Annotated in this window: 28 protein-coding genes and 1 pseudogene; 15 read left to right on the forward strand and 14 right to left on the reverse strand. The window is 36.8% G+C overall.

Features of this window, described 5'->3' with window-relative positions; genetic code table 11:
• Positions 1-654 precede the first annotated feature (654 nt).
• Together B9T23_RS04220 and B9T23_RS04230 are read left to right on the forward strand one after the other, a co-directional pair.
• Positions 655-876, forward strand: coding sequence for a hypothetical protein (locus tag B9T23_RS04220; RefSeq protein ID WP_086193124.1), 222 nt, complete (start codon positions 655-657; stop codon positions 874-876).
• A gap of 497 nt (positions 877-1,373) precedes the next feature.
• Entirely contained in the window at positions 1,374-1,631 is a 258-nt protein-coding gene (locus B9T23_RS04230; RefSeq protein ID WP_086193125.1) for a hypothetical protein, read from the forward strand.
• Between the two features lie 104 nt (positions 1,632-1,735).
• On the opposite strand, the gene B9T23_RS04235 is transcribed toward B9T23_RS04230, so the two are convergent.
• Together B9T23_RS04235 and B9T23_RS04240 are read right to left on the reverse strand one after the other, a co-directional pair.
• Positions 1,736-1,969 carry a DUF2171 domain-containing protein gene (locus B9T23_RS04235; RefSeq protein WP_086193126.1) on the reverse strand — a complete coding sequence of 78 codons (234 nt, stop codon included), beginning with the start codon at positions 1,967-1,969 and terminating at the stop codon, positions 1,736-1,738.
• Positions 1,970-2,356: 387 nt separating this feature from the next.
• The gene (locus tag B9T23_RS04240; RefSeq protein ID WP_086193127.1) at positions 2,357-2,974 is read right to left on the reverse strand and encodes an SOS response-associated peptidase family protein; all 618 of its coding nucleotides are present in this window, start codon (positions 2,972-2,974) and stop codon (positions 2,357-2,359) included.
• Between the two features lie 1,129 nt (positions 2,975-4,103).
• Here B9T23_RS04240 and B9T23_RS04245 point away from each other — a divergent pair.
• On the forward strand, positions 4,104-4,271 hold the full coding sequence (locus B9T23_RS04245) for a hypothetical protein (RefSeq protein ID WP_165493754.1): 168 nt from the start codon (positions 4,104-4,106) through the stop codon (positions 4,269-4,271).
• A 122-nt stretch (positions 4,272-4,393) separates the two neighbouring features.
• A complete protein-coding gene (locus B9T23_RS04250; protein WP_067724293.1) occupies positions 4,394-4,648 on the forward strand; it encodes a hypothetical protein in 255 nt (84 codons plus the stop codon).
• Between the two features lie 68 nt (positions 4,649-4,716).
• On the opposite strand, the gene B9T23_RS04255 is transcribed toward B9T23_RS04250, so the two are convergent.
• Both B9T23_RS04255 and B9T23_RS16740 read right to left on the reverse strand, forming a co-directional pair.
• Entirely contained in the window at positions 4,717-4,950 is a 234-nt protein-coding gene (locus B9T23_RS04255; RefSeq protein WP_086193129.1) for a hypothetical protein, read from the reverse strand.
• A 241-nt stretch (positions 4,951-5,191) separates the two neighbouring features.
• On the reverse strand, positions 5,192-5,362 hold the full coding sequence (locus tag B9T23_RS16740) for a hypothetical protein (protein WP_086193130.1): 171 nt from the start codon (positions 5,360-5,362) through the stop codon (positions 5,192-5,194).
• A 256-nt stretch (positions 5,363-5,618) separates the two neighbouring features.
• Here B9T23_RS16740 and B9T23_RS04265 point away from each other — a divergent pair, with 256 nt between their 5' ends.
• On the forward strand, positions 5,619-6,776 hold the full coding sequence (locus B9T23_RS04265; RefSeq protein WP_086193131.1) for an MFS transporter: 1,158 nt from the start codon (positions 5,619-5,621) through the stop codon (positions 6,774-6,776).
• Positions 6,777-6,806: 30 nt separating this feature from the next.
• On the opposite strand, the gene B9T23_RS04270 is transcribed toward B9T23_RS04265, so the two are convergent.
• Complete coding sequence (locus B9T23_RS04270; RefSeq protein WP_086193132.1) at positions 6,807-8,297, reverse strand: amidase; 1,491 nt, start codon at positions 8,295-8,297, stop codon at positions 6,807-6,809.
• A 489-nt stretch (positions 8,298-8,786) separates the two neighbouring features.
• Between B9T23_RS04270 and B9T23_RS04275 the strand changes: the two genes are divergently transcribed.
• Complete coding sequence (locus B9T23_RS04275) at positions 8,787-9,269, forward strand: hypothetical protein (RefSeq protein ID WP_086193133.1); 483 nt, start codon at positions 8,787-8,789, stop codon at positions 9,267-9,269.
• 79 nt (positions 9,270-9,348) lie between these two features.
• Here the strand turns inward: B9T23_RS04275 and accC are convergent, their stop codons facing one another.
• The 4 genes from accC to B9T23_RS04295 form a co-directional block, all read right to left on the reverse strand.
• A complete protein-coding gene (gene accC / locus B9T23_RS04280; protein WP_067724288.1) occupies positions 9,349-10,716 on the reverse strand; it encodes an acetyl-CoA carboxylase biotin carboxylase subunit in 1,368 nt (455 codons plus the stop codon).
• Between the two features lie 18 nt (positions 10,717-10,734).
• A complete protein-coding gene (locus B9T23_RS04285) occupies positions 10,735-11,151 on the reverse strand; it encodes an acetyl-CoA carboxylase biotin carboxyl carrier protein (RefSeq protein WP_067724287.1) in 417 nt (138 codons plus the stop codon).
• A 16-nt stretch (positions 11,152-11,167) separates the two neighbouring features.
• Positions 11,168-11,623, reverse strand: a complete 456-nt coding sequence (aroQ, locus tag B9T23_RS04290; protein ID WP_086193134.1) for a type II 3-dehydroquinate dehydratase — start codon at positions 11,621-11,623, stop codon at positions 11,168-11,170.
• A gap of 236 nt (positions 11,624-11,859) precedes the next feature.
• A complete protein-coding gene (locus B9T23_RS04295) occupies positions 11,860-13,176 on the reverse strand; it encodes a Y-family DNA polymerase (protein ID WP_086193135.1) in 1,317 nt (438 codons plus the stop codon).
• A gap of 319 nt (positions 13,177-13,495) precedes the next feature.
• Between B9T23_RS04295 and B9T23_RS16745 the strand changes: the two genes are divergently transcribed.
• Entirely contained in the window at positions 13,496-13,660 is a 165-nt protein-coding gene (locus tag B9T23_RS16745) for a hypothetical protein (protein ID WP_155859813.1), read from the forward strand.
• 150 nt (positions 13,661-13,810) lie between these two features.
• On the opposite strand, the gene B9T23_RS04300 is transcribed toward B9T23_RS16745, so the two are convergent.
• Positions 13,811-14,419, reverse strand: coding sequence for a LexA family protein (locus tag B9T23_RS04300; protein ID WP_086193136.1), 609 nt, complete (start codon positions 14,417-14,419; stop codon positions 13,811-13,813).
• Positions 14,420-14,544: 125 nt separating this feature from the next.
• Between B9T23_RS04300 and B9T23_RS04305 the strand changes: the two genes are divergently transcribed.
• The 8 genes from B9T23_RS04305 to B9T23_RS04340 all read left to right on the forward strand — a co-directional run bounded on the left by B9T23_RS04305 (position 14,545) and on the right by B9T23_RS04340 (position 19,475).
• Positions 14,545-14,895, forward strand: coding sequence for an immunity protein Imm33 domain-containing protein (locus B9T23_RS04305; RefSeq protein ID WP_086193137.1), 351 nt, complete (start codon positions 14,545-14,547; stop codon positions 14,893-14,895).
• A gap of 328 nt (positions 14,896-15,223) precedes the next feature.
• The gene (locus B9T23_RS04310) at positions 15,224-15,481 is read left to right on the forward strand and encodes a hypothetical protein (RefSeq protein ID WP_086193138.1); all 258 of its coding nucleotides are present in this window, start codon (positions 15,224-15,226) and stop codon (positions 15,479-15,481) included.
• 4 nt (positions 15,482-15,485) lie between these two features.
• Positions 15,486-16,238, forward strand: coding sequence for a zeta toxin (locus tag B9T23_RS04315; RefSeq protein ID WP_086193139.1), 753 nt, complete (start codon positions 15,486-15,488; stop codon positions 16,236-16,238).
• A gap of 108 nt (positions 16,239-16,346) precedes the next feature.
• Positions 16,347-16,550 (forward strand): hypothetical protein, encoded by a 204-nt coding sequence (locus B9T23_RS04320; protein WP_086193140.1) that lies wholly within the window; start codon positions 16,347-16,349, stop codon positions 16,548-16,550.
• Positions 16,551-16,726: 176 nt separating this feature from the next.
• Positions 16,727-17,143: a YeeE/YedE family protein gene (locus tag B9T23_RS04325; RefSeq protein WP_086193141.1), complete on the forward strand. Its 417-nt coding sequence runs from the start codon at positions 16,727-16,729 to the stop codon at positions 17,141-17,143.
• Between the two features lies 1 nt (position 17,144).
• Entirely contained in the window at positions 17,145-17,543 is a 399-nt protein-coding gene (locus B9T23_RS04330; RefSeq protein ID WP_086193142.1) for a DUF6691 family protein, read from the forward strand.
• The gene (locus B9T23_RS04335; RefSeq protein ID WP_086193358.1) at positions 17,543-18,412 is read left to right on the forward strand and encodes an MBL fold metallo-hydrolase; all 870 of its coding nucleotides are present in this window, start codon (positions 17,543-17,545) and stop codon (positions 18,410-18,412) included. Before B9T23_RS04330 ends, B9T23_RS04335 begins: the two co-directional genes overlap by 1 nt.
• Positions 18,413-18,710: 298 nt before the next feature.
• On the forward strand, positions 18,711-19,475 hold the full coding sequence (locus tag B9T23_RS04340; protein ID WP_086193143.1) for an alpha/beta fold hydrolase: 765 nt from the start codon (positions 18,711-18,713) through the stop codon (positions 19,473-19,475).
• A 48-nt stretch (positions 19,476-19,523) separates the two neighbouring features.
• On the opposite strand, the pseudogene B9T23_RS04345 reads toward B9T23_RS04340, so the two are convergent.
• The 4 genes and pseudogenes from B9T23_RS04345 to tssK all read right to left on the reverse strand — a co-directional run bounded on the left by B9T23_RS04345 (position 19,524) and on the right by tssK (position 23,087).
• A pseudogene (locus B9T23_RS04345) lies at positions 19,524-20,464 on the reverse strand (M15 family metallopeptidase).
• The gene (locus B9T23_RS04350) at positions 20,461-20,889 is read right to left on the reverse strand and encodes a hypothetical protein (protein WP_086193144.1); all 429 of its coding nucleotides are present in this window, start codon (positions 20,887-20,889) and stop codon (positions 20,461-20,463) included. The pseudogene B9T23_RS04345 and the gene B9T23_RS04350 overlap by 4 nt, the downstream one beginning before the upstream one ends.
• A gap of 14 nt (positions 20,890-20,903) precedes the next feature.
• On the reverse strand, positions 20,904-21,710 hold the full coding sequence (gene icmH, locus B9T23_RS04355; protein ID WP_086193145.1) for a type IVB secretion system protein IcmH/DotU: 807 nt from the start codon (positions 21,708-21,710) through the stop codon (positions 20,904-20,906).
• Between the two features lie 15 nt (positions 21,711-21,725).
• Entirely contained in the window at positions 21,726-23,087 is a 1,362-nt protein-coding gene (gene tssK, locus B9T23_RS04360) for a type VI secretion system baseplate subunit TssK (protein ID WP_086193146.1), read from the reverse strand.
• Positions 23,088-23,092: the final 5 nt, after the last annotated feature.

Genomic DNA, 23,092 nt, shown 5'->3' on the forward strand with positions numbered 1-23,092 from the left:
CCTTTAGTAGGAACATGTTTCTTCAATTGCTCAACCATTAAATAGAAGGTTGACCATGAGATGCCGGTGTATCGCTTGAACTGAGGATCAGAAAGCTTGTTTGAATCGATGTATTTCATCCGCAGATTATGCACGACTGTTAAAAAATCTGGGGTACAAATATTAATCAAAAAGAAGGTCATTTTTTGATTTATGAAAGAGATCTAATAATGTTGAAAATTATTTTAATTGAAAATTCATTAATTTTTATATTAATTTATTATCTAATGGATTGTTTAATAATAATAGTTGGTTTTATAAGTATACTTTTATTCGAGTTATTATATTTTGATACATCATTGCTATTTTTATTAAGTTAACTTCGGTATATGCTGATATTATGATTAATAATTGGACTGATATTATCATTAAGTGGAATGGTCAGCAGGAATACTATTATGTCTAAATCGAAATCTCAACAAAATCAAACAGAGTCTAATCAACGAAATCAACCCATAAAACAACCCCACCACCTACCAGAGCATGACCATAGGAATAATGAGAAAAGATCGCCTGAAAAGCCATCACAGAAAGAAAAATAAAAATTCGCTCATTATGCCAATGCTATGTTTAAAGGGGTTTAGGCTCCTTTAAACAGAATAAGAGGAGTGACGTATGCATATTAAGCCCGTGAAAGTGTATAAAATGAATGAGGATTTTAAAATTTCACCCAAGTTTGTTTATATGGGCGAATATGATGATGAGTATAATTTAATGAATGTATATAACTCATCTCAAGAAAAATTAACGAGAATTATGGGGACTTATCAATGGATTTTAAATTCTACCGGGGAGATTTTTTTTATAGAAGAAGATCTTCCTGATCTAATAGATTAAAGGGTTATGTAAGATGAACATGACAACAACATATCCACAGAAATTGGTCACATTTTATAAATTAGACAGTCCTGATATTCAGAGAGGTGTTTGGGCTAATTATGACAAGAATGGAAATTTTATAAATCTTACCAATTATTATGGTAAGAAATTAGAATTAATTGGACCTGATCGTGTTCGGATAGATGGAGAAGTATGGGTATGTAAAGATCATTTTAAATAGACATTTAATCTGTCTTAATTTAGATAATTTCAACCAATATGAGTGTGGAAAATTTCGATATAAATTAATTAATAAAAACTGAATAATAACAAGAATTAGTACTGATCTTTTATAAAAAATATAACTATATGTTTGAATTTAAAAGAATTAGTTTTGGGGTTAATAAATGATAAAATACTATTAAATACATTTAATGATTATAAAATATTAAAGAAAATTGTAATGTAATCATATATATTTGTATTTCTTATAAAAGTGAATATGACAAGTAAAAATGATAGCAAAACAATTAAGAATACTTAGCGCTGTTCTAGCCATTCTCGGTATCTCTGCATTTTTCGCATTTCAGTATTTTTTGCAAGCTGAAAAGCTTGGCGGCTTTAAAGAAGGGACTGAACAATACAATGGTTATCGTTATGCCCAAGACAATCAGTTGAAGTCCATAGATCAGTGTGATGATGAAAAAGATGATCCAGCAATGAATTTTAATCCTGATTTTTTGCAAGGTTGTAAGCAGTACTTTAATCAATAGTATTGGCGGGTATTTTTGTTTATCAAAATTAAAAAAATGATACTGCAAACTAAAAATAAGCCCTTTCAAATAAAGGGCTTATTCTGTGAATGATTAGCTTTAATTTAAACAGCGACCCACTTATTTTTTACTTCTTCAGAGTCTACATTGAGAAGAACTTGATTATCTTTAATCTCACTCACCCAGGAAAGTGGAATAAGGTGATGACTACCTTCTTCATTTCTTGTTAACTTAATTTTATCGGTACCGTCAAGATGGTCCACTGTTCCCACTTTTGTCCCACATGATGCAATTACATCTGCATGTTTGGTAATGTCATTTACATTGATAGTCGCCATTTCATACCTCTCCTATAATAGCGGTAATCTTGCCCTATCTAATTTAAGGCATTCTCAGATCTTTATCGCTATATGTATGCAAAAGGGAACAAAATGTTAAGTAAGTTTACTTTAGTGGATGAGTATATTTTCCTGAACCATGATTTTTAAGTTTTAGCTCGTTGAACTATGAGTAGTTATACCTTTTTAATTTATTAACTTATTGAAAATAAAATATTTATTTTAAAAGATAATTGCTGATGTTATAACCTGACTCTGAAATTTTATAGATGAGGGCTTTTATGGCAATGAAGTATTATTCATTGAATGAACAGCATGCTTTATATAACTAAAATGACAAGCTTTTCAGTATTCTGTACATCAAAAAATATTCTATTATTGTCGTTTTTATGTACGCAATTTTGGCTTTGCCACATATTCATCTTTCATTTCAAAAAAGAATTGATTTGCTTCACTAGCATTGCAATTTAGCCAATCCATTCTTTTGTCTTCAGGTATCACAATAATGGAACGCTTTTCATCATAAGGCTTATGGAATTGTTTCATAAATGGATGATGATCTGCATTGATGGTTAACAAGCTCATTGATCTGACATGTTTATTATTGATTACCGCATCTTCATATATCGCTGCAATGGTGAAAGGCAATCCATCTTCACGAGAAATTCCATACCAATGCGGCTTTCCATCTATATATTTGGGTTCAAAGATCGTTTCCACGGGGACTAAGGTGAATTGGTTTTTATGCCATGCGTGTCGAAAACTTGGCTTTTCAGCAACGCTTTCAGTTCTTGCGTTATAGGTATGACGACCGAATTTTAATTCTTTAGCCCAAAAAGGAATAAGACCAAATTTGGCGAGATCCCATTCAGGTTGATCCGCACCATGCATTAAAATTGGTGCGTCGTATAAAGGGAAAATATCGTCAGGAAATTCAAATGGTGGCTCCGGAAGATCCAGAAGGAATGCTCTATTTTTTTTGATTGCTTCAAAATTTGCACACATGAGCGGTCTCTTTATTTTTATTCATCCTCATTAAATCAAAAATAATCAACAAAAATAATGAATCTTACAAATCTAGAACCATTCCTATTAAAGCCAGTCATTACAAGGGATTTAATGACATTGCACCTATGTAAATCAGAAGTATGGAGCGATACGAATTTTGCACTGTAGCATCGAGTCAGATTTTTAGATTTAACCGCTTTGATTTGATTAATAGAGCTTAAAATAACTTTATATTTCCAGTTTGTTTGTTTAGTAGTCTTTAAAGAAAGAATATATAGATTATCTTGATAATGTGATCGTTTGTTTAGATTAATTCATATAAGGAATTTTTTGCCAATGAGTTTAATTTATTATATTTGGAAAATAAGGGATAGAAATTAGTTGAAATTTACATGATCTCATCCTGAGGTCTGTTTTAGCCAAATGATTGTAAAGTCATTATAGAGGGTGCGCCCACTATAATTTCGTGGAGACAACAGTATGCTTAATTCCCTTCGTAAACTCTTCTGCTTTCATGTTTATGAATTCAATTGGGATCATAAGCATGGATACACTCACGAATGCCGCAAATGTGGTAAAGCTGATTAAGTCATTTTTTCTCTAGTTGGTGAATATACGACAGTCTATAAATCCTGCTAAATACTAGATATTGGTGGGTTTTTTATTTTCATATTCTAGAGAGTTGTGAATGCAACACACGAGCTAAAAAAATGCAGTTTTATGATTATGAACTTGCAAAATATGAGACTTTAAGTCGTAGGTTTTAAGCCCTAGAAAATGATGAGTATTGATAAAGGCATGATTAAGCTTAATCCACTAAGCGAAATACTTAATCAGGAAAGACCTGAATTTGTATCAGGATTAGATGTGAGGGCTCGAATCAAAGCTACTGTGATGTAATTGAGCGTAAAATTGGCTTGTTAATGAACATAATATTTCTAATACTTTTGGTAAATAATGTGAATTTAGATAGGGATATATTCAAGGTAAATCAATAATTTATATTAATAAAACTTACACGGAAGAAAATTGAAACAGATGGAGTGTGGAATAATAAAATTTAAGGAGTAAATTAAAAAAGTCGTCATGAGTACAACATATTCAAAACTATAGGATGCAAATAGAAATGGCTAATCAACAACCAATGCAGCAAAGTCAACATAATCAACAGCCTGACCAACAGAAACAATCGAATCAGCCACAGCCGGACCAACCGGATCAACACATTCAGGAATCCAATCCGCAAAAGCAGCCAAATGAGCAACCTGAACAGCCACAAAAGCAACAGAAATAAAACTTTACTTTACTCGCCTTGAATCCAAGTATTCAGGGTTTCACTGCTTCAAAGTTTTCGTAGATAAACTGCTTGATTATTTTTATTTGTCATCATTTCATCCAAAGGTAAAAATAAATAAAATGAACTTAAAACAATTTAAAATCATAAGCGCTGTTTTAGCAATTATAGGCATTGCAGCTTTTTTATATTTCCAGTATTCAATGAAACCAGAAAAATTTGGTGGTTTTAAAGAGGGTACAGAGCAATACAATGGTTATCGTTATGCACAAGACACGCTCAAGTCTGTAGACCAATGTGATGATGATAAAGACGATCCAGCGATGAATTTTAATGAGGAATTTTTTGAAGGCTGCAAGAAGTATTTTGAAAAATAAAAGAAGCTTTCTAAGTAAGTTTTATTATATCCAAGGTAATAGTCACTTATTCGTTAGTGATGTAGTCATTACTTGAATAAAGTGACCTCTGCATCCTTAAAAAACTCTTCGTGACGCTCTGCAATAAAAAGTTCAGCTTCTGTTTGACTGGTAAAAAATTTTGACCGATCTTCCTCAGTCGTCCAGTGCCATTGGCTAAACATAGCAAAATGCAACTCTGATATCTCGCAAGTATGCGAGTCATTAAATTGATCACGGTAAGTTAAAAAATTACCATCTTTTTTTATACAATAAAGCGCCATCCGCTTTTCCACCTCCTATAAGGTAAAACTGAGATTGTAGATGAGGGGAGGAACTTGAATATTGTTAAATTGTGATTTGTACGTGAAAATATGTTTAATATAGAATTAACCCTATGTTTTTATATTGTTTATTCTATATTACTTCCCGATAAACGGTAAATAACTAGAAATACTATATGGGTAAACATAGAAAAGCCCCAATTAAAGGGCTTTGGCATAAAGCAAAAACTCATTTATTTTATTAATGGTGAGGTCTTTTTTTCTTGCCACCACCATCTTGCTTATTGACTGTAGCCCAAGCAATACGTTCTGCATCTTCTTCAGAAAGACCACGTTCTCTTTCACTCTCGAAAATATGTTTTGCCTGTCGCTTCTGCTTTTCTGTATAAGTTGATTTATTACCTGTAGGCATAAGTTTATCCTCCTACAAACTAACGAGTTGTCTCTACAATTTTAAATCAAGTAAGAGAAACTTAACAGGCATAATTCATGCTCAAGATGTATCATAGATTGCTGAAAAAGAGAGATTTTTAGGCAGTATACAAATTTTGAAATAATTGAATTTTGAAAAATTTCTATAAAGTTGCACTACTCCTTAGTCTTTTAGCTACAACTTAATACCACTCTTTATTTTTTAACTTATTGAAAATACATCTGTTTATATATCTATGCTCTCATTACCCATCCAACATAAACTGGCAGGATTCTACTTTTTCTACTATTCGATAGTAGGAACCTTCATGCCTTTTTGGAGCCTTTATCTTGAAGATCAAGGTTTTAACTATCAAGAGATTGGGCTTTTATCTTCCATTGCGATTGTGACACGCTTTTTTGCACCGTTTATTTGGGGATGGATTGCCGATAAATCTGGCAAAAGAATGTTGTTGGTACGCATCGCAACTTGGATGGAAGCCTGCATTTGGTTCATGATTTTCCTGATTCCAAATACTTTCCAGTCTGTTGCTTTACTCATGCTGATTTTTAGTTTTTTTCAAAATGCAATTTTAGCGCAATTTGAAGGAGTAACTTTATTCTGGTTAGGTGAAAAACGAACGCAGCTGTATGGCAAAGTGAGAAAGTGGGGGTCGATCGGCTTTATTGTCGGTGTTTTTGGTATCGGCGCTTTATTGGAAATTGTTCCGATTTCAATGTTACCTGTCATGTTGCTGTGTATTGCATTTCTAGCTTTTATTTGGTCCTTTAGTATTAAAGAACCGAGTGCCGCACCGCGCTCACAAAAGCAATTAGAACCACTGTTACCGATTTTAAAACGACCTGTCGTGGCTGCATTTTTTGCCATTGAATTTGTTTTATTATTTTCCCATGCACCATTTTATAGTTTCTATAGTAACTACTTGCATCAAGTGGGTTTTAGCACCACTGAAATCGGTTTTTTATGGTCAGTTGGCGTGGTTGCTGAAATTATCATGTTCGCGTTTGCCAATATGTTCTTAACTCGATTTTCTTGGCGTAGTCTGGTTAGCCTGTGTTTGGTTCTGACTGGAGCAAGATGGATTGTGGTTGGTCTATTACCGAATTCATTTATTGCGCAATTTTTAGCACAAACCATTCATGCTTTTAGTTTTGGCTTATTTCATATGATTGCCATGCGCATTATTTTTCAGAATTTTTCAATGGGACAGCAAGGTCGTGGGCAAGCCATGTATAGCACCATGTGGGGTTTGGGTGTAGCTATAGGCAGTATTTTAGCGGGTAGATATTGGCAACTGATTTCTGGCGAGATGGTTTTTATTATTGCAGGGCTTTCAACTTTAGTTGGCTTGCTGTTTGTTCGATGGCTACCGAAACAGATCCAACAAGCCTAAAGGTAAAAACCCAATATTAGGTGCCTGTTTTTACAGTTGGATTTCACTGTATCGATTAAACCAGGGCTGGGCTTGTTCAAGTTGATTCGCAAGTTGCAGTAACAAGTCTTCACGGGCAAAAGGTGCAATAAACTGTGAACCTAATGGCAAATTGTCTTGATTCCAATAGAGTGGAACAGACATTGCAGGAAGACCGGTAATATTGGCCAATTGAGTAAAGGGAACCCATTTTAGATTTTCTTTCACAATTTGATCGACCAATTTTCCTTGAGCCAGTAAATGGGCTTTGCCTAATTTTAATAAACTTTTTAAAATCGGTTTTTGCCAGTTGGGTATTTTAATCTCACCATTTTTAGGTGCGACAGTAGCAGTTGCAGGGGTTAAATATAAGTCATAGCGATCAAAAAAATGATTCATTTTGGTAGCATAGACACCCCAGTTATTCAGGTTGTGAATATATTCAAGTGCAGTAGTTTGTCCACCGAATGCAGCAAGTGCGAGTGAATCCAGTTCAAAATCGCTATTTTTCGCCTGATATTGTTGTTTAATTTGGTCAAGGATATAAGAAAACTGACTGAACCAGGTGGTAATAAAATCTTTAGCGAGTGCCATACCATCAATCGGAGGAGTATCTTCCACCACCGTATGACCTAATGACTCCAATAATTTTGCCGTATGTTGAACTGCAGCAATCGCATCTTTAGAAACATGTGTACCAATAGGTGAATGGGTACTAAAAGCAATTTTTAATTTCTTAGGCGGATGTTGCATGGCATCTAAATAGCTACTTTTTGGATGTTCAATTTTAAACAATGAACTATGTTCAGCGCCGTGGGTCGCATCCAGCATTGCTGCGCTATCGCGTACGGTTTTTGCGAGGATATGTTGAATGGCTGCACCATGCATGGCTTCACTCATTTGTGGACCCCAGGGTGTACGTCCACGGCTCGGCTTTAATCCAAATAGACCACAGTAAGATGCGGGAATACGAATAGAACCACCCCCATCTCCAGCGCCAGCAATCGGAACCATCCCTGCTGCAACCGCAGATGCAGAACCCCCTGAAGATCCGCCACTATTGTGTTTTAAATTCCAGGGATTGTGACAGGTTCCCCAGGCATCAGGCTCGGTAATTCCTTTAATCCCGAATTCTGGGGTATTGGTACGTCCAAAGGTGACAATGCCGGCATTTTCCCAACGATTCACAATTTCAGAATTATGTTCAGAAATATGATTGATGCGTTTTAAGCCTTTACAGCCATATGAGGTTGGATAGCCGGCATATTCTTGAAATAAGTCTTTCACTAAAAAAGGCACACCTGCAAAAGGACCGGTTAATTCTTGTTGAGTGCGTTTCTGTGCATAGTCATGCATTGGAATAATAATGGCATTTAATTTGGGATTGGTATGGGTTGCACGCTCTAATGCTAAATTCAGTAATTCTGAAGATGAAACTTCTTTGTTTGCAACTAATTCGGCCAATCCTAGCCCATCATATTGTAGATATTCAGAAAGATTCATTAAGGTCCTTGTTTTATTGTTGATATGAACTGTAGCTGTTGTAATGGATTTTATATGAAGAAGCAATACTGCGTTGATTTACCTAGAAGCTTTTGATTGATAACGTGCTTGATCAACTTTGATAATTTGAAAAGCGTTGGCTTGTTGCTATATAGAAGATGATTTAAATGATCCAGTCAGAGTTTACAAAGGGCAGCGCTTTATTCTTCTAAAATATAGCCTAAGTATTAAAAATTTACTTTTCTATACCTAAAAATAAGATAGGAATATTTTGATCATCAGTTAAAAGATATGATGTTGTTAGAGGTCATATGAAGTAGATCATTGTTATTCAATTTCAGAATGAATAATTGAATATTTTCAAGTCACTATCTTTCTATTTTTCAGATAAAAATGAGTGAATATATTGTTGTAATATGGTGATAAATACTGGTTTTTCATAAAAATATGCTAAGTTATAGAGAGAGATTTTTAGCCTTGAACTTCTGTATGAAAAACGCATATCTAACAATTTTACTTATATTATGCTCATCTGTAACGATGGCAAATGACAATAAAGCAGTTGTGGCAACAGAAAATGCTGCAACTGAAACAGAAAGTTCAAATACTATTCGTGTCGCGACTCGTCCCGAAATTGTTGGTTTATGGGGAATGCAAGTTGCCAATAATAAAAAATGTATTGAATATTATAATTTTAAAAGTAATAACAATGTCATTATAAAAAGTGGGCAAGAGTGGTCATCAGGCATTTATGACTATCAGCCATCCCAAGAGGAACGTACTTTGTTGCCTGCACTGGTTTTACAGGTAAAGTATGACAATAATGAAAAAGATTGCTCGGGTCTTCAGGAAGATCAGACAGGCGAGATTTCCCAGTATTTTGTACAATGGAAAAATCCATCGACCATTAACTTTTGCAGTAATGAAAAAGCAGAACAATGTTTTGCGACATTACGCCGTGTCTTACCTTAATAGTTAAAAACTCAGTTATAAAATTCAGCTATAAAAAAACCGCTCATGAAGAGCGGTTTTTACATTTAAGAAGTCCGTATTAAGAAGCTTCTTTTTGCTGACCTTCTAATTTCTGAAGCAAATGCTTTTCAAGATAGTGAATATCCATGGCTTGAGCGCAGAAGTTTTCATCTTGTAAAATCAGATCTTTATGCAAAGGAATATTGGTCTTGACTCCAGTTAAGATCATTTCTTCTAATGCCTGTTTCATACGCGCAATACAAGTTTTACGATCTTTACCATGCGCAATGAGTTTAGCAATCATTGAGTCATAGTAAGGTGGAATGCTATAGCCTGGGTAGATATGCGAATCCAAACGAATACCGGCACCACCTGGAGCATAATAATGCTCAATTTTCCCCGGAGATGGCATGAAGTTGCTTGGATCTTCCGCATTAATACGGCATTCCATCGCATGGCCATGACATTCAACGTCGGCTTGTTCAATCTCTAGACCAAGCCCACCCGCAATACGCAGTTGTTGTTCAATAATGTCGATACCCGTTACCATTTCTGTTACTGGATGCTCAACCTGAACACGGGTATTCATTTCAATGAAGAAGAATTCATCATCTTCAAATAAGAACTCGAATGTACCTGCACCACGGTATTGCATAAGTTTACATGCATTGACACAGGCTTCTAAAATATCAGCGCGTGCTTGTTCAGGTAAGTTTGGTGCTGGTGCTTCTTCAAGCACTTTTTGATGGCGACGTTGTAAAGAACAGTCACGGTCAAACAGGTGAATTGCGTGACCATTACCATCAGCCAAAATCTGTACTTCAACATGACGTGGCTTTTGTAAGAAACGTTCCATGTAGACGGTATCATCACCGAACCACATTTCTGCATCACGTTGTGCTGCCTGAACAGATTCAAGCAAAGTATCTACACGTTCCACAATACGCATACCACGACCACCACCACCTGACGCGGCTTTGACAATCAGTGGGAAGCCAATTTCTTTCGCTTCAGCCAATGCATTGTTGGTGGTCACTGCATGAGCAGAACCGGGAACAGTGGGAACACCTGCTTTACGCATCGCGGTAATGGCAGAAACTTTGTTCCCCATTAAGCGAATATGTTCCGGACGTGGACCAATAAAAATAAAACCTGAATTTTCGACAATTTCCGCAAATTCGGCATTTTCAGACAAGAAGCCATAACCCGGATGGATGGCATCTGCACCAGTGATTTCAGCAGCAGTAATAATTGCTGGAATATTCAAATAGCTTTCACTACTTGCACCCGGACCAATACACACTGCTTCATCCACAAAGCGAAGGTGCATGAGGTCTTTATCGGCATCGGAATAAATACCAACCGTTTTAATTCCTAAAGTTTTGCAAGCGCGGGTAATGCGTAAAGCAATTTCACCACGGTTTGCAATTAACACCTTTTGCAACATTTATAAATCCCCGTGGTTTTACGCGCGATAGCGGAAAAGTGGTTGACCAAACTGAATGACTTCGCCATTTTTAACTAGAATTTCTTCAACCACACCGCTTTGAGTCGCTTCAATCGGGTTCATGATTTTCATGGCTTCAATGATGCCTAAAGTGTCGCCCGCAGAGATGGTTTGACCCACTTTAACAAATGGTGGTTCGCCAGGGCTTTGTGCAGCATAGAACACACCAACCATTGGTGAAGTTTCTACAGCACCACGTGGAGTTTTTGCCACAGGTGCCGCTGCTGGAGCAGTAGTCATGGTTGGAACGCCTGCCGCAACCACAGGATTGCGACGAGTTAAGGCGATGGATTGATCACCCTCTTTAACTTCTATCGCTTGTAAGTCAGATTCAATCATCAGGTCGATGAGTTTCTTGATTTTACGGATATCCATGAGACAGTATTCCTAATTATGATTGCGTAGAAAGTTGAATTTTTTCGATGGCATAATCCAGTGCTGCGGCATAGCCTTGAGCACCTAAACCGCAAATTACGCCAACAGCTTTATCGGACAAATATGAATGATGTCTAAATGCTTCACGAGCATGCACATTCGATAAATGAACCTCAATAAAAGGGATTGCGACACCCAGAAGGGCATCACGTACTGCAACAGAGGTATGTGTCAATGCTGCAGGATTAATAATGATGAACTGTACGCCGTCTTGTTGGGCTTGATGAATTCGATCTACAATTGCACCTTCCCAATTACTTTGGAAAGTGTCTAACGAAAGAGATGAATTTTGAGCTTGAGCGATGAGCTTCTTGTTAATGTCTTCTAGGGTGAGATATCCGTAAACTTCAGGTTCTCGCTTTCCTAACAAATTTAAATTCGGTCCATGAATAACCAAAATGGTCGAGCTCATTCAGCTTGCTCCAATTATAAGTTTGCAATTTTACCTTGCAAGATGTCAGCAAAGTTTGCGTATTATGGCATATATTTCCACATTCTTATTATGAACTGTTTGAATCAATGCGGAAGCTATGTGTCAAAACTGAGCTATATAATGGAAACTTTGCAAGGAATTGGCAATGTTAAAAAATGACATTTTTTATAATTATTACTATTTTTTACATTGTAAACTGAATTGACCAAAACAGCTCATTTATTTTCTGTAACAGCCATTGCTGAATCATCGATAGTCAGAAGTTCCTGCCAACAGGTGGTGTAGCGTGGAGATCGGTGATGTTGTTTCATTTGCCATGCTTGACTGGTGGAATGGTAACCGACTTGTATGCAATCGGAACCGTAGCGTTGCTTCATTTTTAATAAGGTTTGCATCAAATCATCACGCTGTTGAATCAGTTCTAATGGCTGCCATAAGTCATGAATGTGCTGTTGCTTGGAATGCAGCGCAGTAAGCATAACTTCAACTTTGACATATTTTTTATTTTCTTTAAATAAAACATCTATTTGCTTTAATGCTGCGTGGTTTAAAGTCAGTAAATCATCAGTTGCATATTCTAGACCTAATGCATGGGAAACACTCTTTTTATAGGGTGGGTTGGGTATTTTTTCATACAGCGCAACATGCACACATGCGCAAAGTTGCTGTTGTACAGTTAAGCGTTTATAAGCACGGTTTATATGAAAAGTAACAGCTTGTTTTATGATGGTCTTTTCACTTAAAGATGAAGCAAAGCTGCGCGAGGACAGGATTCTTTTTGAAGGGATTGCAGGGTCATCCAGGGCAATACAGGATTGACCTTTTAGCTCACGAATGGTGCGTGCAATGACCACCGAGAACTGCTTGGCCAGATGGTGTTCATTGGCAAAAGTTAAGTCATAGCTATTATAAATTTCATAATCTTGAAGTCGCTTGCTGATTTTACCACCAATACCCCAAACATCTGCTACCGGTGTTTCTTGAAGCAAGCTTTCATAACTGCATAAATCTAAATCAGGCAGAAAGCACAGTGACTTAAAACCGGTTCGTTTTTTCGCAAAATGATTCGCCAGTTTGGCTTGGGTTTTGGTCGTGCCAATGCCTATACAACAGGGTAAACCAATCCATTGATCAATGGTGCTGATCAAATCACGACAATATTGTTCAATATCCAGGTTTTTTGCATAAGGCGTTAACCGGATAAAGCATTCATCAATAGAATAAGCTTCCAGATCATCTATATGGAAGTATTGCTCCAGGATTAAAAAGAAGCGCCGTGACATATCTCCATATAAAGCATAATTACTTGAAAATACTTTTACACCAGCCTGCAAAGCCTCTTTCTCAATTTCATACCAGGGAATCGCCATTCCAATGTTTAAGGCTTTGGCTTCATTACTACGGGAAACCACACACCCATCGTTGTTGGAGAGTACAACGACAGGTTTTCCATTCAGCTGCGGGTTAAATACGCGTTCACAGCTGACATAGCAGTTATTAATATCTATTAAAGCAAACAGTTGTTCTTTCATTATTTTTAATCTTGATTTTGTAACGTTATCAAGTTAAGAATAAAGAGATATTTAAAAAAACTCAAATTAAAAAATTTTGAATAATCAATAGGGCATCAGATGAGGAGGTTTAACCTCGTGTAAGCTTCAGTGTAATTCCAGTTAATAGCGTAAAACTAGGCAAGGGTTACTGACTACAAATCAATAGATTAATATTTTGAATATTACAATGAATTAAGTCGATACAGTTTGGGGGTTGGTGAAGCGGAAATATCCGTTAGATTAGTAAGAGTCGTAATTAGTACGGCATATCCCTAACAACTTAAGGATGGATATGAAAATGGCTAATCAACAACAACCCAATCAACAAAACGAAAATCAACGTCAACAACAGCAACACAACCCACAAAGTGACAAACAGCAACAACAGCAGCAACAACAAAGTGGTAAGCAACAACAGCAACAACCCAATCAACAGCAGCAAAAAAATCCTCAGCAACGCTAAGGGTTAAACAAAAAGCCCCAAGATGATCTTGGGGCTTTTGTCTATCTGTAAATGTTTGCTGCTTTACGGCAATGAAAGACTTAGTATTTTACTAGAGTCTTTCATTGATAAAGAAAAAAGACCGGTTTTTATTGCACTTATATAATTTTATTAGCGTAATTTTTTTAAAATACAGGTCACCACTCCCCAAATAATTAATTGATCTTCACTATGTAGATAAATATCTGGATATTCTGGATTTTCTGCTTTTAACCAGATCTTGGCTTGAGCATTGTTTTGTTTCTCTTTCATCAGGCGTTTTACGGTGAACTCATTATTGATTAAAGCTAAAACGATATCGCCGTGTTCCGCATTTAGGCTACGATCAATGAGAATCTGGTCGTCTATATCTATACCTGCATTTTTCATCGACAAAGAATTCACCCTTAATACAAATGTACTGAGTGGGTTATGGATTAAATATTCATTTAAGTCGATAAAGTCTTCGATGTAATCTTGAGCAGGCGAGGGAAAACCTGCGGCAACCGATTCAAGTGGATAAGGAATATCTAACTGTGTTCGGATTTGAATCGGCTGCAGTTCAATATTCTTGATGCGATCATCTTCAGGCTTTGGCTGTAACCATGCTTTAATTTCCAGCACTTTAGACTCTGGCACACGCATGACCACCGTTTTTTCTTGATACTGTGTTTTTCGCCCGGCATTTTTACGTCTGCCGCCGTGACTATGTTCTATTATCTTTTGATCTTTAAGTTTCATTATTGTTTCTTGAATTTGTAACTTTTTCAAGCTTAGCAAAAAACACTGAAAATAAAAAGATTGCCTACATATTTATGATCTAGGATAAAATGCACTATTCAGCTCAATTTACCAAGGTATAAGCCATGAACCAGAAATCACCCTTAGAAGAATTAATCGCAGAACAAAAGCTATTGTGTGAGGAATTTGATTCTGCTTATATCAAAGTCAGTGGTGACGATGTTGTTGCGGTTGCTGTAGACACCTTAAATCAGGAACCCATTGTCGGGATTCGTAAAAAGCCTGAAACAGAAGAAAATGTTGCTTGGTTCATCTATGGTGGAGAGCTGGGAGAGGGGCAAGATTTTTTTCAAACCATGACTGTTCGAGAATTACAAGATATTTTGCCTGAAGTGCTTCCATACTTGGCTTTGGCTGAAGGTTTCCGCTTTATGATTGATCGTGAAGATTATGAAGATGTATGGAAAGAAGACTAACCCTAAGCTTAAATAAAAGTAAGCCGTTCAAATTGATGATATGAGCCACCGAATAAGTGGCTTTTATTTTTTAAGCGTCTGGATTTGAAGTTAACAATGTTGAAAATACAGATTAAGACTTTAATAAATACTTCTATAATGATTAACGCGATTCTAGTGAGTCAATAAATCACACTAAGTCCCTTAATGGTTTTGAATGAAACAGCGTGATTAAATTTTGAATCCATCTATCCATGCGTTACATTTCTATGTTGGTGTATAAATAGACAATTATTTGTACTATGTTAATATGAGATAGAAATATACCTTGTGTAACGGGAGTTGTTCCATGATAGCTTATAGCATCATGAAAGCAGGCAAATATGAGGACGATATGATTCCTAAACTTGCTATACATGCATTCCGTCATGCCTTTGATAAAGCATGTTCGGTAGCGACGGTCGTTTACGCAAAAGAGCAGCAACTGGTACAACGCGAAGCTAATGGGCAAGAAACCGTAATTCAAGATTTGTCTCAGGCTTATGTGAGCGTTGATCATCTTCCTAAAGTTTTAAAACGCAAGAGAAAACAAGAGGCAGCTGTATAACTGAATGCCTCAACCAAGAATAAGGATGTTTGCCGGCCCCAATGGATCTGGAAAGAGTACAGTCAAAGAATATTTATTGCCCCATCATATTGGGGCTTATTTAAATGCCGATGAATTAGAACAAAATCTGAATACTAGCCATCAACTAGATTTGATGGCTTATCATCCTGCCTTAAAAGCACAAGATCTCATTGATTTCCTAAAACAGAAAAAACGTCCGAATGCTGGACAGTTGGTTCCTTTACTAACAAGTGAGCCTGTTTTATTAGATGATTGGAACATTCAGTTTGATGCATCGGAAATAGATTCCTATCTCTGCGCACGTATTATTGATTATATTCGCCTGGAATTTTTACGCTTAAAGATCAGTTTTACTTTTGAAACGGTGATGTCGCATATTTCCAAAGTGGAATTTCTACAAGAAGCCAAACGACAGGGTTTTAAAACCTATTTGTATTATGTATCGACTGTAGATCCAATAATTAATATTGCTCGAGTTAAATATCGGGTCAGTGTGGGTGGACATCCTGTACCTGAACAAAAGATTGTTGAACGCTATTACCGTAGTATGGACTTACTCATGCAGGCTGTAGATGCCAGTGATCGAACCTATTTGTTTGATAACTCTTCCAATGGTGAAAAGGCAGCGTTTATTGCGGAAATTCAATCTGCAGAAACTTTAAAAATGAATCCTGATGTTCAGCAATTGCCATGGTGGTTTGCAGAAAAAGTCCTTAAAGATTTCACAGAAGAATAAAAAAATCCTTAAAGATCATCTCTAAAAAATAACATTGTGTATATTATAAAATCTGGTTCAGAAAATTGAATAATAATTTAGATGTCAATAACAAAGGCTTAGATAAAAATGGAAAATAATCAACCTTCTGAAAAGATAGAAACCATTGCTGCAGATCTTGCTGTACCAGAGATTGAGCAAGAGCAACAAGACAAAAATAACAATACAGATGTGACTTCAGGATTAGATATATTTGATTTGGCAGCAGAAGTCGGCAGTGATTTAATTGATGTATTAGGTGACTTGGCGAGTGGGATCAGTCTGGATTTATAAAATGTCTGCGATAAATTAAACAAGATTTAACCATACTTTATATTACTTACGCCGTGTAAGACGTATAGTGATTTATAGGATAGGTGTTGCTTAATTTTTCATCGTTTAATGTTTAATTCATAAAATATATTTTAATATATAATATGCAAAAGTATATTGTTTTGGAGCATTCTCACATGCACGATTTCCTGATCGCGTTTCTAGGTGGAACACTTATAGGTTTGTCTGTAGTGGGATATTTGTATGTCAATGGTCGTATTGCTGGGGTCAGTGGCCTCATTGCCCAAGTATTAAATCCTCAAACGATATTTAAGACCCCAGCATTATGGTTTGTATTGGGGCTATTTGTGGTGCCATTTTTCTATGGCATGGTGCAAACGCCCAATATTCATATCTCTGCCAGCCCGTTGATGATGATCGTTGCAGGATTATTAGTGGGCTTTGGTACCCAAATGGGGTGTGGTTGTACCAGTGGGCACGGGATTTGTGGAATAAGCCGGTTGTCTAAACGTTCAATCGTTGCAACATTGACGTTTATGTTCGCAGGGTTTGTGACAATTTATATCATTCGCCATATTGCCGGAGCATTCTGATATGAAAAATCTTTGGGCTTTTATCTTTGGTGGATTATTTTCAGTCGGACTCGTGCTGTCAGGTATGTCTAATCCGAAAAAGATATTGGATTTTTTAGATCTATTTGGACAATGGGATCCAAGTCTTGCATTTGTGATGCTCGGGGCGATCGCCGTGACATTTATTCCATTTCAAAAAGCAGTGCATGGAGATGCCATTGATTTACCTAAAAATAATAAGATAGATTCTAAGCTTGTAACGGGAAGTTTGATATTTGGGATCGGTTGGGGGATTGCAGGGATTTGTCCTGCACCCAGTCTGACTCTGATTGGTCTGGGATATTATCAAGCCCTTTATTTTATAGCCGCAATGATGATTGGCATGTTAATTCATCGCAAGTTGATGGGAAGAAATTCATGATGCAACATCCACAAGTGCAGCATTTTTTTGATGAGCAGACCAATACTTTTAGCTATGTCGTGACAGATCCTATAAGTCAGCGCTGTGCAATTATTGATAGTGTTTTGGATTATGATGCGCCGTCAGCGACAACCAAGACCACGCATGCAGATCAAATCATTGACTATATACATCAAAATAGCCTAAGCGTAGAATGGATTTTGGAAACCCATGTCCATGCAGACCATCTCACAGCATCACAGTATTTAAAAGAAAAATTAGGTGGCAAAATCGCAATGAGCAAAAAAATTGCCATTGTGCAGGAAACATTTAGTGCAATTTATAATATAGACATCAAATACTTAAATGCACATCAATTATTTGATCATTTATTTGAAGATGGCGAACAGTTTAACATTGGCGAATTGACTGCCTATAACATTCCAACGCCAGGACATACGCCAGCCTGCCTAAGCTATGTGATTGGTGATGCGGTATTTGTCGGGGACACCTTGTTTATGCCGGACTATGGCACAGCTCGCTGTGATTTTCCGAAGGGCAGTGCTGCTGATTTATTTGATTCAGTCAAAAAGCTCTATCAATTAGATGAAAATATCCGTGTTTTCCTCTGTCATGATTATTTACCCAAAGAGCGGCAGGAATATTGCTGTGAAAGCAATATTGCCGAGCAGAAAAATACCAACATTCACCTGAATACCAGTACCACAAAAAGCGAATTCGTTGAGATGCGAAACCGCCGTGATACCATATTGTCTATGCCTAAACTGATTTTACCTGCAATCCAGATCAATATGAGAGGCGGGCAATTTCCAGAAGCTGAAGCAAATGGCATTCGCTATTTAAAATTGCCCTTGAACTATTTCAAATAGCCAACTTTATAATAGTAAGACAACAGGAAAGGTCTAAATATAGCTAAGGATCAATCCTGTTGGATTTTGAATATAAGTATATGTTTTTAAATAAATTGTTCTAAATTTAGGCTCGTGTATTTCCTGATCTTAAAAATTATCCAAGGTGAATGATATTGGCAAGGAGGAGTCTTTTTAATATCCATTTTTTATAACCTTAAAATAGCCTAAGCAAAAGTACATTTTTTAAAAATAGCAATTGATTAAATCCCGATTATCAATAACCATATCTTCATCTAAAAAGTAATGAAAGAAATCCATGATTCTCAATCATCAAATTTTTCTCAATGAAAGCGCTACAGAAAAAACACCTCTGGTATTTATTCATGGTCTTTTTGGCAGTTTAAGTAATTTGGGCATGCTGGCACGCGCATATTATGAGTCACATTCAGTGATTCAAATTGATGTCCGTAATCATGGACATTCAGCGCATTCACCCGAAATGAATTATGCCGTGATGGCCCAAGATATTCTGGAGACACTGGATGCTTTGAATATTCAAAAATTCTCTGTGATTGGTCATTCGATGGGTGGGAAAATTGCCATGCAATTGGCGAATAGCGCAAGGGAGCATTTGGAACAATTGGTCGTTCTGGATATGACACCATTTGCATATAAAGAAAGTCATCACGATCAAATTTTTAAAGCTTTATTTGCAGTACAAAATGCGCAGATTGAAAGCCGACAACAAGCGATGCAGATCATGCGTGAATATTTGCATGAAGAAATGGTGATTCAATTTTTAATGAAATCCTTTAGCAAGGGACAATGGCTATTTAATGTTAAAGCTTTATTTAACCATTACCCAGATATTATCAATTGGGATGTGATTCAGCCTTGGCAAAAAGAAGCATTGTTTATTCGTGGTGGTAAATCTGCATATATAAGTAAAGATGAACATTTTGCTGCAATCCAGCAGCAATTTCCCCATGCCAAAATTGCAGTGCTAGAAGATGCTGGGCATTGGTTGCATGCAGAGAAAACTCAACAAGTTCTTGATGAAATGAATAAATACTTAAACTAGTTTCAAATCTCGAAAGTAGCAGCTGAATTAAATTTAGCTGCTACTTTATTAATTTATGTTATTTGCCAGCAGTTGACCTTCAGAGGTGAGTTGTTCAGCCATTTCAGCAGTTTTTCTGAGTCCTGGCATGCGATATTCTGTATGACCATAATCCTGAATGGATTTCCAGCGGCCACCCCAAGTCAAACCTACCGATTCTGCAACTTCCCCATATAATTGGTATCCTTGCATTGCCCATGAGTCACGTTCAGAAATAACCACTTTGCCATTGCGCTTAAAGGCAACATCGGCGGCTAAACCAAATGGATGATAACTTTGAAAACCTCTGGCACGAGTAATATTACTATTACCCGCCAAGGAATTTTGACGCTCGGGACTGCGATAACCTTCCAATAACACCATCTCATAACCATGACGTTGCTGCATGATTTTAAAGACCATTAGTAAACGCTGTTTATAACGCGGATTTATTTTGTGCCACTTACGATCAGCTGATGCAAGATCAGCATGTGAATGCTGCATATGCTTGGGTTAAATACCTTTGCCTGAACATTGGGCTGAGCAGACTCAGTATTCGTTGCAGCAATAATGGCTTCTTCAATTAGTGATTCTTCCACTTCTGGCGGTGGTGAAAGCATTTGTCCCTCAAGCAAGGTATAAATTTGAGGATCTACTTCTCTTAAATAATCTGCTTCAATTTTGGTTGGATTAATCGGTCGCGTAAATGCAAAAATCAAGATACTGGCAAATAGAAAAAAGCCGGCAACCAGAATCCACCATTGTTGTAAATGCCAATGTGATTGGATCTGTTCAGGAGCTGCAGCATTATTTAACTGTTGAGCAAATTGCCTGACAGAGTTTAATTTCTTCTTACTTTGAGGAATAAGCACCAAAAAATACTGCTGTACTTTAGCGCGTAATTCATAAGAAAATAACAAAGCCAGACTGCAAGCCACCCATATAAAACAAATAAAAATGACAAGAATCATGGAGCCACGGCGGTTTCTTTAGGGACTACTGGTATTTTGTTTTGGCTTTTTGCCACAGGCGTAGATTGACCTTGATGTATAAATGCTTTACTTAATTCATTCTCTTGAGGTTGAGGAAATTCAACAGAATGTTCCGTATCTTGCACTGGCTGATGTATTTGAATATCCGGTTCAATGACATGAGAGTCTAACTCTGTAGCAAGCGGTTTATTTTCTAAGTTATCTTGTTCGAAGTGGTCTGTATTGGTGGATAGTAAGCTACTTTCAATTTTATTCTCAATGAAATGATGCAAATAAACAAAACCCACAATAGCGCTAAAAATAACCCCTATGCAAAATCCTAAAATCCCATACAATGCGGGTGGATGAGATATCTTTTTTGCGGGCCGTAATATTCTTAAAGAAGTCTGTTTTTCTTTTGCCATTTTTTTATTTTCTTTTATGGTAAATGAATGGTGATATATGCTTGTTCGGCAGGTGGGCTAATAATGTTTTGATAACCTGCTAATGATTTATTATTTTGATTCGTAAGCATAAAATTTAAGCCAATAAATGACAGTAATGTAAAAATCGCCAGAAAGATTAAAATCCAGAAAAAGGGTAATTCGCGGTGAATAATGTGCTTAATCTGATCGGGCAAGGCTGCAAATGGAGAAAAGGAGGTCTTTTTGCCTTTTAAAAAGTCAATTTCATCGCCAACACGTGCCACCAGATGGCTTAAATTTTGTATAGACTCAATTCTGAATTTTCCATGAAAACCCAGAAGCATGCAGTAATGAAAGACTTCTAGTGCTGCCAGTCGCTCTTTACCGTGACTACGAAGTGATTCTAGGATTTCAAAAAAACGATAGCCAGCAAGTTGTGAACCAAACAAGCTTAATTGTAATGGGCTAATCATCCAGTGATTCTGCAACTCAAAAAACTGTACATCTTGTTGTGTGACAATGGTTTCATCCAGTAATGCACAATAGGCATATTTGGCATCATGAATATCATCCGCTGAAAATTGTAACTTTCGCGCTTGATTTTCAAAGCGGTTTAACAGATTCAAGATCTTGTCACGGAATTCATCTGCATTGGCTGGGACATATTGGTTCTTCAATAGAAATACAATATAGAAACCGTCATGTAATAAATCGACAAGATTCATTGCACTGGTGATTTTAGATTGAGTTGCAGTTGGGGTCAAACCCCTCCCAATTTGACCGTCCTCAAATAGTGAAGGGGCATGATTATTTATAGTCATTGTAATGATCCTTAACTATTGCATCACCGCAATCAGTTCAATCGAAATATCCTGGAAACCCGCAGGGATATAAATGCAAATCGATTCTGCTTCTAGCATCCGTTGATACAATTCATTATTCGGTTCTATCTCAAAATAACTGACACCGGAACGCACTGTAATTGCAGTTGGTACCTGCATTAAGTGATGTAAAGGAATGACTGGAAGGGCAGCAATAACACGTTGTTCAACATCGACAGAATTACCTACTTTAAAACGGAGCGGTACCAACTGAACCAGTTCATGGGTTTGCATCATGCCACTAGAAACTGCGATATAAAGTCGCGTATCACGGGTGATTTTATCGGACTCCAGACTTCCAAGCCAATAGGATGGACGGACTTCTTTTAAAGCAATGCTGATATAGCGATTGGAAATAATCGTATCGAGTAAATCACGTAAAATGACATCTAACTGGGAAAAGCTCTCTTGCAAATGATGATGTTTATACTGCGGCAATTGATCAACTTCGTAGGCTGTAGAGAAAGTCAGTAATGATCCGGTTAAGCGCAATAATTCAAAGAACAATCGTTCCGGATGAATATGTGGATACTGCAACAGATGATTCAACGTGGCATGAGCAGTATTCAATGCATTGACCAACCAAAAAGAAACAATATCGCCTGAACGGAATTCAATCAGTTTTTGCTCATTTTCACGATTGTTGCTTTGAATGGTTTTAATTTTGGCTTTAATCACATTCAAAGTACGTTTTAAACCAGAAATCAGCGTTTCACAGGCTTCAATATGCAAGATCGGTGGAATAAACTTACGGTCAAATTCAAAGTTTCCAGAACTTTGACGTTTGACTTTTGCCACCGGTAAATACAAGAAGCCATCCAGCTCATGATTTGGTTCATTACTCGATTCAAATAATTTAAATTCCGCACGGCGTCGTAATAAAGTGATATCCGCTGCAGTGGCATCGGTAAACAAATCATGGGTTTCAGTAAGATGTGAATGATAACGGCTAGGCTGGGTACTTCCTTCAAAAGCGACATTACGTTTATTCGGCTGAATCATCGGTAAGGCCAAATAGACCGTCATTTCACCACGTAAACTTAACTCATCCAGCTGAATCGGTTGGGGTAATAAGTCAAGTGTAGGTGCCTGATAAATATCGCCATCTTGCCAAATCATGGTTACTTTTTCCAAAGCTAGGACATGAGTGCTTAATTGCACTTCATCAAACTGAATCGATTGCATACCATAAGCAAAAGGAATAGTTGAACGAATCGTATGATTCAAGCGCTGTTCATGATAGGCATCCTGTAATTGAAAATGTTGTGGGCGTAAAAATAAGCCTTCGCCCCAAAGAATTTTGTCTGCTTTAAACATTTAAT

It is taken from the genome of Acinetobacter terrae (assembly GCF_002135195.1).
GTDB classification, from domain to species: Bacteria; Pseudomonadota; Gammaproteobacteria; order Pseudomonadales; family Moraxellaceae; genus Acinetobacter; species Acinetobacter terrae.